Origin of the sequence: Burkholderia sp. ABCPW 14, assembly GCF_001523835.1 — a bacterium.
Classification (GTDB): domain Bacteria; phylum Pseudomonadota; class Gammaproteobacteria; order Burkholderiales; family Burkholderiaceae; genus Burkholderia; species Burkholderia mayonis.
The window spans coordinates 1-10,685 of record NZ_LOVS01000189.1; the positions used below are offsets into that span (position 1 = coordinate 1).

The following is a 10,685-nucleotide window of genomic DNA, read 5'->3' on the forward strand; positions in this document are numbered from 1 at the left end:
TCGCGCCCCGCGTCAATATCCCGCTTCCGACAGGTTCGTCGCTCCTGCAACGTCGATTTTGAAACTTGTGTCATGCCGCCGTTACGTGACGCCGCCGGAAAAGCGCGGATTTTGACCGCCATCGACACTCGGCACGTGTCGGCCAGATCGCAGCCGGCGACGCGTCGATCGCAACGAGACGCAACGCTTTGAATGCGGACGCGTCGGCAGATTCGAGCAGGCGGATCGAGATCATCGGGCAGTCGAAATCGAAAACGAGAAGGAGCCGATCCTACACAATCTTGCGTGTTCACGGCGAGCCTCACGTGTACGCTCACACCGACCACACGTGCCGCTCAGCGCTTCGCGCTGGCGCGCTCGCTCCATTCGAACGCAGCCATCCCGACCAGCATCGCCGCGACAAAGCCGAACGCCTTCGCGCCGCCAAGGCCGAGCGACACGACGGCCGGCCCCGGACAAAAGCCGACGAGCCCCCAGCCGACGCCGAACGCCGCGCTGCCCGCGACGAGCCTGAGCGTGACGGCCCCGTGCGGCGGGATCTGCATCGGCCGTCCCAGCAGCGAACGCTCGCGCCGCTTCGCCAACGCGAACGCGATCGAGCCGACCGCGATCGCGCCGGCCATCACGAACGCGAGCGACGGATCCCAATGGCCCGCGAGATCGAGAAAACCCTGCACCTTCGCAGGATTCGCCATCCCGGACAGCAGCAGCCCCGTGCCGAACAGCAAGCCCGACAAGAATGCGAAAAAGACGCTCATGTCACCCTCCCAACACGTGGCGCAGCACGAACACCGTCGCAATGCCCGTGGTCATGAATACCACGGTGGCGACAATCGAGCGCAGCGCACCGCGCGAGATCCCGCAGACGCCGTGTCCGCTCGTGCAGCCGCCCGCATAGCGCGTACCGACGCCGACCAGTACGCCGCCAGCGATCACCTTTGCCCAGCCGGCGTCGACGACCGGCGTCGGGAACCCGCCGAGCACATGCGCGACGAGCGCGGCCGCGATCAAGCCGACGAGAAACGCCGCGCGCCATCCGGCATCGCTGCGCCGGCCGGCGAGCAGCCCGCCGACGATGCCGCTGATGCCGGCAATACGGCCGTCGAAAAGCACGAGCAGCGCGGCGGCCGCGCCGATCATCAGACCGCCTGCGAGCGACAAGCCCGGCGTGAAATGAACGAGATCAACGGCCACGACGCTTCCCCTTCTTGCTCGTTGCACAGAACTGCTCGTAAAGCACGGACATGATTGCGATCGCCGGCTCACTCGCCAGCGCATAGTAGATGTTCTTGCCGTCGCGCCGCGTCTGGACGAGCGCGTTGTCGCGCAGCACCGCGAGTTGTTGCGACAGCGTCGGCTGATGGATGTCGAGGCGCGCCTCGATGTCGCTCACGCATAGCTCGCCGCATTGCGCGAGCTCGCACATCAACAGCAGTCGATCCGGATTCGACAACACCTTCAGCAGCGCGCACGCGGCATCGGCCGACGCACGCATTTCGGACAGGTCGATCGACGAGCCGGCAGCACGCATCTTTTCACCCCCAATCAATCTATCAGATAACATTATATATTTTCACATAATGATTAGCACAGTGCAAAGGTGTGTGCGCTCTTGCCGCGGCGTTCGAACCGGAACGTTAAGGATGCCTTAAGCGCATGCCCGTCACAGTGGCGGCAAGCGAATTCGGTGGCCGCACCCGCGAGAACGATATGAAACGCATTCTCATTTTCCTGCTCTGTCTCAGTACGCTTTTCGCGGCGAGTGGATGCGCGTCCCAGCAGACCGTCGCCGACGCGCATGTCGACGCCCCTCATCCCGCGCACATGGGCCGGCCGGATTGGCTTTGAGCCGCCATCTGCGCAGCGCGAACCGCTCATCCGGCTCGTCGCCGCCACGACCTTAAGATTTCCATAAGAATCGCGCGCGATAATCGGTCCGGCCCGGCAACGCACGACGCGTCGGCCGGCTGCCCCCTACGAACGGCTTACCCCACAGGACGATTCGCGCGATGACACGCACCACCCGAACCCCAGATCGTTACGACCTGCTCAGCCGCCTCCTGCACTGGAGCGTCGCCGCGCTCGTGCTCGCCCAATTCGTGCTCGGCTGGACGATGCCGGACGTGCATGGCACGACGCCGCCTGCCGGCCTCGTCGCATGGCACGTCGCGCTCGGCACCGCGCTGATCGCCGTCATCGCGGCACGCATACTGTGGTCGCTCATGCGCCGCAGTCCGCCCGCGCATCAGCAGAGTGCGCTTCTCTCGTTCGCCGCGGGTGCGGTTCACAAGCTGCTGTATGCCGCGCTGATCGCCGTGCCGCTGCTCGGCTGGCTGAACGCGAACGGCCGCACGTGGCAACTGAAGCTCGCGGGCGTCGCGCCGCTTCCGACCATTGCCGCACCGCACTCGCTCGGCGCGTCGATCGGCGAATGGCACAGCCTGTCGGCGACGCTCTTCATCGTGCTGATCGGCATGCACGCGTTCGCGGCGCTCGTGCATCGCTTCGTGATGAAGGATGGCGCATTCGAACGGATGATCTGATTGAAAGGCGCGCGCGGCGGCCGTTTGCACGCCGGTCGCCCCATGCGCAACGGCCACGCGGAGTGATGTCGTTGCGATGAGGACTCGCCGGTTGCATGGCCATGGCCGGCCCAGTCCTCGCCGCTTGCATCGCTCTCTTCGACCCGGTTCTGAACCGGGTCTTTTTTCGTATGACGAACGAAATGCAGGCCGGGATTTCGGCCGTTCGACGACGCGGCGACCGGATCGGCCGAATCGTGCGAATCGACCGATCCCGGCGCCGCGGCGAAGTGATGCCGGCTTATGCGCGTCGCGCGGCCAGCCGCCGCACGACGTCGATCATCGCATCGACTTCATCGCACGTGTTGTAGAACGCAAACGACGGACGCACGCTGGCTTCGAGCCCGAAGCGGCGCAAGATCGGCTGCGCGCAGTGATGTCCGGAACGCACCGCGATGCCTTGCTCGTTCAGCGCCTGCCCGACCTCTTCCGTCTCATAGCCCTTCAGCACGAACGACAGCACGCTCGCCTTGTCGCGCGCGGTTCCGACGAGCCGCACACCCGGCACCGGCGCGAGCACGCTCGTTGCGTACGCAAGCAGATCGTGCTCGTAACGCGCGATGTTCTCGATGCCGATCCGCGTCACGTAGTCGAGCGCCGCGCCGAGCCCGACCGCGTCGGCGATGTTGCCCGTCCCGGCCTCGAAACGGTTCGGCGGCGGCTGGAACACGGTGCGCTCGAACGTCACGTCGGCGATCATGTTGCCGCCGCCCTGCCACGGCGGCATGGCGTCGAGCAGCGCACGCTTGCCGTACACGACGCCGATGCCCGTCGGCCCGTAGATCTTGTGCCCGGAAAACACGAAGAAATCGGCGTCGAGCGCCTGCACGTCGACGCGCATGTGCGAGATCGACTGCGCGCCGTCGACGAGCGCCTTCGCGCCCGCGCGATGCGCGAGCTCGACAATCTCGCGGACCGGCACGACGGTGCCGAGCGCGTTCGACACTTGTGTCACCGACACGATCTTCGTGCGATCGCTGAGGAGCTTCCGGTATTCGTCGAGCCGCACTTGCCCCGAATCGTCGACCGGGATCACGCGCAACGTCGCGCCCTTCGACGCGGCGAGCTGCTGCCACGGCACGATGTTCGCGTGATGCTCGAGATGCGACACGACGATCTCGTCGCCTTCTCCGACGTTCTGGACTCCCCACGTTTTTGCGATCAGGTTGATCGCTTCCGTCGTGCCGCGCACGAACACGATCTCGTCCGGCGACGCCGCGCCGATGAAGCGCTGCACGCTCGCTCGCGCGTGCTCGTATGCATCCGTCGCGCGACCCGCGAGCGTGTGCGCGGCGCGGTGGATGTTCGAGTTCTCGTGCGCGTAGAAGTACGCGAGCCGGTCGATCACCGACTGCGGCTTGTGCGTTGTCGCCGCGTTGTCGAACCAGACGAGCGGCTTGCCGTTTACGCGCTCGGCGAGAATCGGAAAGTCGCGGCGAATCGCATTGACGTCGAACGGCGGATGCGCACCGGCGCCGAGCGCCTGGAATGTCGCGGGCTGCGGCTGCGTGTCGTCGATGAAATAACGCGCGCCACCGTGCCTGTCCGCAGCCGGCCGCTGGAACGACAGCAGATCGCGCAACGCGTCTTCGTCCGGCAGGCCGAATGCGCTCGGCGGCGCGATCCCGTGCTGCGGCACGACGATCTGCGCTGCGTCGCGCTGCCAGCTATCCCGTGCGCCGTCGACGAAGTAATACGGCGACGAAGACGCGCCCTCGAGGTCAAACTGCGCGAGCGCCGGGGGGGCGGAGACGGGCGCCTGCACGGGCGGCACGCCAAGCGCGACGCCGCCGGCACGCGGCTCGAGCGCCGGCGCGATCGACACGGCGCTATCCGGCAATCCGTTCTGCGCAGCCGCGTGCGGAACGAGCGCGGGCGCGCGATTGCCGAGCGACAGCACGTGCGTCGGCGCAGGCGCGAGGTTCGCGCCGGGCACCTTGCCCGGCGGCACACCCGCGCCCGGCATGCCGGTTCCCGTGCCGCCGGGTCCGGCGAGCGGCGAGCCCGCCGGCGCGGGATTCGAAACCGATGCGAGAATCGGTGCGACCGCCGGCAACGCCGACGGCACGCCGCCCACCGCGCCGCTTCCCGCGCCGACGTCCGGCGCGGCGGCCTGCCCCGGCAGCGCCGCGAGAAACGCCGACGCGAGGCGCGCGAGCGTCGCCGGATCGGGCAATCCGGCGGGCAGCGTCGCTTCCGGCGGCGCGATGGGCGCAGCGCCCGCTGCGGGATTAACGGTAGGTGTCGGGATAGTCATGGTACTTGCCGATCTCCACGTCATCGAGAACAGCCAGCGCATCCGGCGAATGGACGGCGAGCGAGCAATACAGCGAAATCAGATACGACGCGATCGCCTGATTGTTGATCCCCATGAAGCGGACCGACAGGCCCGGCCCCTGCTCGCCGGCGACACCGGGCTGATAGAGGCCGACGACGCCCTGCCGCTTGTCGCCGACACGCAGGAGCAGGATCTTCGTCTTGCCGTCGGCGATGGGCACCTTGTCCGACGGAATCAGCGGAATGCCGCGCCACGTCAGGAATGGCGAGCCGAACAGGCTGACGGTCGGCGGCGGCACGCCGCGCCGCGTGCACTCGCGGCCGAACGCGGCGATCGCGAGCGGATGCGTGAGGAAGAACGCGGGCTCCTTCCATACCTTCGTCAGCAGTTCGTCGAGGTCGTCGGGCGTCGGCGCGCCCGTCAGCGGAAACACGCGCTGCTCTTCGGCGACGTTCGCGAGCAGTCCGTAATCCGGATTGTTGATCAACTGGCTTTCCTGCAGTTCCTTGATCGTCTCGATCGTCAGGCGCAACTGCTCCTTGATCTGATCGTGCGGACTGCTATAGAGATCGGAGATCCGCGTATGCACATCGAGCACCGTGCTCACCGCGTTCAGGAAGTACTCGCGCGGCGCTTCCTCGTACGGCACGAACGTGCTCGGCAGCGCGCCCTCGTCCTCGCGCGCGGTGCAGGCGGCGCGCACCGCCTCCGGGTTCTTCACCTGATTCAGACGATAGATGCCCGCTTCGACGGGCACCCATTGCAGCAAATGCGTCAGCCAGCGCGGCGTGATCGTGGAAAGCTGGGGAACAGTCTTGGTGGCATTGGCGAGTTGCCGTGCTGCGTTGTCGCCGAGCGCCGTCTGGCCGCTCACTATCGTCGACATAGGAGACTCCGGGGGCTATAGAACAAAAACTGGAATGCTTATCTGGAGAACGCATTATCGAGACGCCGTTGGGACGGCTCAACATGCTATAGACACCAAGATGCGGAGATTGACAAAGCACTCAGCGCACGCTCGACAGCGGTGCATTCGACGCCTGTGATGCGCCGAATCCGAGCGACGGCGGCTCGGATGAATCGCCCGCGGGCGACAGCAGCCGCGCGATCGGCACGCCGAACGCACGTGCGAGCTTCTCAACGGTGACGATCGACGCGATGGCGGTGCCACGCTCGATCTCGCCGACATACGAGCGATTCAGACCCGCGTGCTCGGCAAGCTGTTCCTGCGACCACGCGCGCGCTTCGCGCAGTTCGCGGATTGCTGCGCCGAAACGTTGGACGAGCGCCGTCATGACAGCGCCCTCGTGGCGAACAGCGAGCCGCCGTTCGCGCCATTCGCGCCGTGCTGCGATGGCGCCGCATCGGCCGGCCGCGCCGGATCGCTCCGCGTGACGGCCTGCGTGACGTGGCTGCCGGGCGCGACGTCCTGCGTGATCCAGACATTGCCGCCGATCACCGCGCCCTTGCCGATCGTCACACGGCCGAGGATCGTCGCGCCCGCATAGATCACGACGTCGTCTTCGACGATCGGATGGCGCGCGAGCCCTTTTTCCAGATGCCCGGACGCATCGCGCGGAAAGCGCTTCGCGCCGAGCGTGACCGCCTGGTAGACGCGCACGCGCTCGCCGATGACCGCGGTCTCGCCGATCACGACGCCCGTGCCGTGATCGATGAAGAAGCCGCCGCCGATCTGCGCGCCCGGATGGATGTCGATGCCCGTCTGCGCATGCGCGTGTTCCGCGACGATGCGCGCGAGGAGCGGCAACTCGAGGCGATACAGTTCGTGCGCGAGCCGGTGATGAATCATCGCGAGCACGCCGGGATAGCAGAGCAGCACTTCGTCGACGCTGCCTGCGGCCGGATCGCCGTGAAACGCGGCGAGCACGTCGCTGTCGAGCAGTGCGCGGATCGCCGGCAAGCGCGCGGCGAAGTCGCGCACCGCCGCGTCGGCCCTCCCTTCGATTGCGGCCTCGGCCGGCGCGGAAACGTCGTGCCGGACCTTGTAGCTCAACTCGAGCCGTGCCTGTGCGAGGAGCGCGTGCAACGCGTCGTCGAGCGCGTGGCTCACGTAAAAGTTCTCGCTCTCCTGTCGAAGATCGGGCGGACCGAGCCGCATCGGGAACAACACGCCCTTCAACGTCTCGACGATGCTCGCGAGCGCCTCGCGCGCCGGCAATTCGCGACCGCCCGGCTCGAGCGAGCGGCGCTGCACTTCGCGCCAACGCTGGCGCACGGTTTGAAGCGATTGAACAATGTCGTCGATGTCGAATACCGCCACGTTTGCTGCTCCTTGTTGCCGCTTGTTGCTACTTGTTGCTGTTCGACGCTTTTGCCGCCCGAGTCGGATGAATCAGCTCTGCTGCCACGGGAGCCCATGCAGACGCCAGCCGTTGGTCGCGCCGCGATGGCCGGCATCGTCGAGATCGCCCTCGAAGCCTTCGAGCACGTTGAAAACCTGCGTAAAACCCGCCTTGGCCGCAGCTTCGGCGGCGAGCGCCGAGCGGTTGCCGCTGCGGCACAACAGCAGCACGACCGCATCCTTGCCCGTCTTCGCTTCGAGCTCGCGCACGAAGCGCGGATTGCGCGTCAGGCTCGTGCCCGTCGCCCACGCCACGTGCAGGCTCTCGGGCACGTGGCCGACGAATGTACGCTCCTCGGCCGTGCGCACGTCGACGAGCAGCGCGTCGCCAGCCTCGACGAGCGCCCAGGCATCCTGCGGTGACACACCGCCCGCGTACGGCGAGCCCGCCGAGCGCGCGGCTTCGCGCGCCGCTTCGAGCACTGCATGAGTGGAGCGTGCTTCGAGTTCAACCGTCATGGCGTCTCCTTATGGTTATCGCGCATCGTGCGCGAGACATGGGCCCGGCTCGACGGCGAGCGCCGTCTATAGCCATCAGGGGTCCACTATGGAAGAGGCGCCGCAAAAGCCGAACCAATTATTTTTCATTTCGAAATGAAGCCGTGCATGAGGGCGATAGTCAGGAAGGCGAATGGGTCCGGGCGGGACGCGAGGCGCGCACGACGCCGCCATTCAGGGCGTTCATGTATGACGAAAGCGTGTGTGTGAGGCGCAAGCACCGCTTCACGGCGAACCTCGACAACGGACAGCCGAACATCGGTCGCTGCGGAATCGATGAGCGAGCAAACCTCCGCTTACGCTACCATTACGCGCAATATCTCTCGTGAATTCTCCATGCCACATGCTTTCTGGCCTGAACAGGCCGATCCGTATCTCTTCCTCGAAGAACTGGACAACCCCGCGAGCGTCGACTGGGTCGACGCACAGAATGCCCGCACACGCGACGCTCGGTGGCTGAACGATGCGCGCTATCGCGAGCTGGTCGACCGCTTCACGAAAGCGCTGTTGCCGCGCGAGCGGCCGGTGATCCCGCAACGCTGGCAGCACTGGGCCTACGACGTATGGCAGGACGAGCGCCATCCGAAAGGCCTGTGGCGTCGCACGTCGTGGGCGAGCTGGCGCAGCGGCCGCCCTGCGTGGCAGACGCTGATCGATCTCGACGCGCTCGGCGAAACGGAAGGCGTCCAATGGGTGTTCGACGATCAGCTCATCCTCGAGCCGGACGGCGACCGTGCGCTGATCGTGCTGTCCGACGGCGGCGCCGATGCGGTCGTCGTGCGCGAGTTCGACATCGAACAATGCCGGTTCATCGACGACGGCTTCGCGATCGACGCGGCCGGCAAGCATTCGATCGAATGGATCGATCGCGACACCCTCTATGTCGGCTGGGACAACGGCGGCGCGACCGTCACGCGTTCCGGCTATCCGCGCGAAGTCAGGCGCTGGACGCGCGGCACGCCGCTATCCGATGCGCCCGTCGTGTTTCGCGGCGCGCGCGGCGACATCTCCGTCGACGCGCAATATGATCCGGTCGATCGGCATCATGCGATCGAGCAGGCGATCAATTTCTATGACGCGAACACGTATCGCCGCGACGAAAACGGCGCGTGGATTCGCTACGACGTGCCGGCGCATGTCGAGGTCGGCTATTGGAGCGGATGGCTGCTGCTCCAGCCGAGGCTCGACTGGAATTGCGATGGCGCTCGCTACGCGGGCGGCAGCCTGCTCGCGATCCGCGAAGCGGCATTCGTCGCCGGCGACCGCGCGTTCGCGACGCTATTCGAGCCGAACGATCACACGTCTGCCTGCGGCTGGACGCATACCCGCCATTTTCTGCTGGTGTCGTGGCTCGACGACGTGCTCACCCGCACGATGCTCTGGCAGCCCGAGCGGCAAGTCGATGGCGCATGGAGCTGGCGTGCCCGCCCGTTCCCGGCGCGTGGGCTCGCGCAAGTCGACGTATCGCCGGTCGAACCGACGTTCGACGACGAAGTGTACGTGAGCGTCGACGATTACCTGACGCCGCCCGAGTATTCGCTTGCCGACCTCGCGGCCGACGACCTGTCGGCATGGACGCTCCTCGATCGCTGGCCGACGCAATTCGACGCCGCCGCGCTGACGGTGCGGCGCGAACATGCGCGCTCGCGCGACGGCACGCTGGTGCCCTATACGCTGGTCGGCCCGCGCGACGCGTTGGACGATGCAGAGCGATCGCCCCGTCCGTGCTTGTTGAACGGCTATGGCGGCTTCGCGATTCCGCTCACGCCGGACTACGATCCGCTGCTCGGTATCGGCTGGCTCGAAAAAGGCGGCATCGCGGTCTTCGCCCATATTCGCGGCGGCGGCGAGTTCGGCACCCGATGGCACGAAGCGGCGCGGCAAGCGGACCGTCAACGTTCGTTCGACGATTTCATCGCCGTCGCCGAAAAGCTCGTTGCCGACGGCGTGACGACTGCCGCGCAACTCGGCATCCGTGGCGGCAGCAACGGCGGGCTGCTGGTCGCGGCATGCATGATCCAGCGCCCGGACCTGTTCGGCGCGGTGGTCAGCGAAGTACCGCTGCTCGACATGCAACGCTACCCGCTGCTGCACGCGGGCGCGTCGTGGCTCGACGAATTTGGCGATCCTGACGATCCGGCACACGCGAAAACGCTCGCATCTTATTCGCCGTATCACCAGGTGACGCGCAACGTCGCCTATCCGCCGGCGCTCTTCACGACGTCGACGAGCGACGATCGCGTGCATCCCGCGCATGCACGAAAGATGGTGGCGCGCATGCAGGCTCAGGGTCATCGGAACGTATGGCTGCTCGAGAAAACCGATGGCGGTCACGGCAGCGCCGACGCAATCGACACGGCCGAACACGAGGCGATCGGGTATGTGTTCCTGTGGAATCATTTGTCGCGCGGCGCGGACGACTCACGCGAGTAAGTCGCCGCGAGAAGACGGGCGGATGCGTGATGCCCGCCCGTCTCGCCGCTCATCGTGAGCGGCAGTTCGAGGTTGTCGTCCGCGCGCAGAAGTCTTGCCGATACGAACGAGATTTCGTCGCTCGTCGCTCGTCTCTGTTTGCGGGAATCGCCGCTTTATCGCTCACTTCGCTGCGTGGTTCGCGAAACGCATTCGTCGATCGCGGTTGGGGACATTATCGTTGCGGATCTGCATCGGCAAGTCACGCGATCGCACTCGACGAGAATCTCGCCGTGATGAACTACTCGACGCCGCCGTGAGCCTGCGTCGCTCATCGAAGCAATCGCTGGTACGTGACGTCGCCCATTCGATCGCGTCACGTCGCCGGCCCATCCTGGAAAACGCGCCGATTCGGCGGAACCATGCGTGTCACGGCGCTGCGACCGACGCGCATCCTTCGCATGCCTGATCGATCGACTCCCGCAACGCCTGTTCACTTCCCCCCGTCATTCGCCCGAATCACCGCCTCGGCGGCCGCATCGGCATCGCCCGC

At 66.3% G+C, this 10,685-nt stretch carries 12 protein-coding genes; 4 read left to right on the forward strand and 8 right to left on the reverse strand.

The features are described from left to right. Window positions 1–335: 335 nt before the first annotated feature. Genes WS62_RS27870 through WS62_RS27880 form a run of 3 tightly spaced genes read right to left on the reverse strand, consistent with a single transcriptional unit; the run spans window position 336 to window position 1,531 of the window. On the reverse strand, window positions 336–758 hold the full coding sequence (locus WS62_RS27870) for a DUF6691 family protein (RefSeq protein ID WP_066577803.1): 423 nt from the start codon (window positions 756–758) through the stop codon (window positions 336–338). A gap of 1 nt (window position 759) precedes the next feature. Continuing rightward, the gene (locus tag WS62_RS27875) at window positions 760–1,194 is read right to left on the reverse strand and encodes a YeeE/YedE family protein (RefSeq protein ID WP_066577805.1); all 435 of its coding nucleotides are present in this window, start codon (window positions 1,192–1,194) and stop codon (window positions 760–762) included. Further along, on the reverse strand, window positions 1,184–1,531 hold the full coding sequence (locus tag WS62_RS27880) for an ArsR/SmtB family transcription factor (RefSeq protein WP_066491246.1): 348 nt from the start codon (window positions 1,529–1,531) through the stop codon (window positions 1,184–1,186). Before WS62_RS27880 ends, WS62_RS27875 begins: the two co-directional genes overlap by 11 nt. Before the next feature lie 125 nt (window positions 1,532–1,656). Here WS62_RS27880 and WS62_RS27885 point away from each other — a divergent pair, with 125 nt between their 5' ends. Then, window positions 1,657–1,848, forward strand: a complete 192-nt coding sequence (locus WS62_RS27885; protein ID WP_066577807.1) for a hypothetical protein — start codon at window positions 1,657–1,659, stop codon at window positions 1,846–1,848. Between the two features lie 161 nt (window positions 1,849–2,009). Continuing rightward, window positions 2,010–2,543 carry a cytochrome b gene (locus WS62_RS27890; RefSeq protein WP_066577809.1) on the forward strand — a complete coding sequence of 178 codons (534 nt, stop codon included), beginning with the start codon at window positions 2,010–2,012 and terminating at the stop codon, window positions 2,541–2,543. Between the two features lie 280 nt (window positions 2,544–2,823). Here WS62_RS27890 and WS62_RS27895 read toward each other — a convergent pair whose 3' ends face one another. The 5 genes from WS62_RS27895 to WS62_RS27915 all read right to left on the reverse strand — a co-directional run bounded on the left by WS62_RS27895 (window position 2,824) and on the right by WS62_RS27915 (window position 7,681). Continuing rightward, window positions 2,824–4,839 (reverse strand): family 2A encapsulin nanocompartment cargo protein cysteine desulfurase, encoded by a 2,016-nt coding sequence (locus tag WS62_RS27895; protein ID WP_066577818.1) that lies wholly within the window; start codon window positions 4,837–4,839, stop codon window positions 2,824–2,826. Continuing rightward, window positions 4,814–5,746, reverse strand: a complete 933-nt coding sequence (locus WS62_RS27900) for a family 2A encapsulin nanocompartment shell protein (RefSeq protein ID WP_066491234.1) — start codon at window positions 5,744–5,746, stop codon at window positions 4,814–4,816. Before WS62_RS27900 ends, WS62_RS27895 begins: the two co-directional genes overlap by 26 nt. Window positions 5,747–5,867: 121 nt before the next feature. After that, entirely contained in the window at window positions 5,868–6,155 is a 288-nt protein-coding gene (locus WS62_RS27905; RefSeq protein WP_066577821.1) for a helix-turn-helix domain-containing protein, read from the reverse strand. Continuing rightward, window positions 6,152–7,141, reverse strand: a complete 990-nt coding sequence (gene epsC / locus WS62_RS27910) for a serine O-acetyltransferase EpsC (RefSeq protein ID WP_066577825.1) — start codon at window positions 7,139–7,141, stop codon at window positions 6,152–6,154. The genes WS62_RS27905 and epsC overlap by 4 nt, the downstream gene beginning before the upstream one ends. Before the next feature lie 72 nt (window positions 7,142–7,213). Further along, the gene (locus tag WS62_RS27915; RefSeq protein ID WP_066577833.1) at window positions 7,214–7,681 is read right to left on the reverse strand and encodes a rhodanese-like domain-containing protein; all 468 of its coding nucleotides are present in this window, start codon (window positions 7,679–7,681) and stop codon (window positions 7,214–7,216) included. A 375-nt stretch (window positions 7,682–8,056) separates the two neighbouring features. Here WS62_RS27915 and WS62_RS27925 point away from each other — a divergent pair, with 375 nt between their 5' ends. Beyond that, on the forward strand, window positions 8,057–10,153 hold the full coding sequence (locus WS62_RS27925) for a prolyl oligopeptidase family serine peptidase (RefSeq protein ID WP_066577841.1): 2,097 nt from the start codon (window positions 8,057–8,059) through the stop codon (window positions 10,151–10,153). A gap of 29 nt (window positions 10,154–10,182) precedes the next feature. Continuing rightward, the gene (locus WS62_RS37040; protein WP_156441172.1) at window positions 10,183–10,452 is read left to right on the forward strand and encodes a hypothetical protein; all 270 of its coding nucleotides are present in this window, start codon (window positions 10,183–10,185) and stop codon (window positions 10,450–10,452) included. Window positions 10,453–10,685: the final 233 nt, after the last annotated feature.

What these genes read in the sequence shown, in the direction of transcription:
- WS62_RS27870 (WP_066577803.1), bottom strand. Translation starts at nt 758, where the DNA reads ATGAGCGTCTTTTTCGCATTCTTGTCGGGCTTGCTGTTCGGCACGGGG.
- WS62_RS27880 (WP_066491246.1), bottom strand. Translation starts at nt 1,531, where the DNA reads ATGCGTGCTGCCGGCTCGTCGATCGACCTGTCCGAAATGCGTGCGTCG.
- WS62_RS27885 (WP_066577807.1), top strand. Translation starts at nt 1,657, where the DNA reads ATGCCCGTCACAGTGGCGGCAAGCGAATTCGGTGGCCGCACCCGCGAG.
- WS62_RS27890 (WP_066577809.1), top strand. Translation starts at nt 2,010, where the DNA reads ATGACACGCACCACCCGAACCCCAGATCGTTACGACCTGCTCAGCCGC.
- WS62_RS27895 (WP_066577818.1), bottom strand. Translation starts at nt 4,839, where the DNA reads ATGACTATCCCGACACCTACCGTTAATCCCGCAGCGGGCGCTGCGCCC.
- WS62_RS27900 (WP_066491234.1), bottom strand. Translation starts at nt 5,746, where the DNA reads ATGTCGACGATAGTGAGCGGCCAGACGGCGCTCGGCGACAACGCAGCA.
- WS62_RS27905 (WP_066577821.1), bottom strand. Translation starts at nt 6,155, where the DNA reads ATGACGGCGCTCGTCCAACGTTTCGGCGCAGCAATCCGCGAACTGCGC.
- WS62_RS27915 (WP_066577833.1), bottom strand. Translation starts at nt 7,681, where the DNA reads ATGACGGTTGAACTCGAAGCACGCTCCACTCATGCAGTGCTCGAAGCG.
- WS62_RS27925 (WP_066577841.1), top strand. Translation starts at nt 8,057, where the DNA reads ATGCCACATGCTTTCTGGCCTGAACAGGCCGATCCGTATCTCTTCCTC.
- WS62_RS37040 (WP_156441172.1), top strand. Translation starts at nt 10,183, where the DNA reads ATGCCCGCCCGTCTCGCCGCTCATCGTGAGCGGCAGTTCGAGGTTGTC.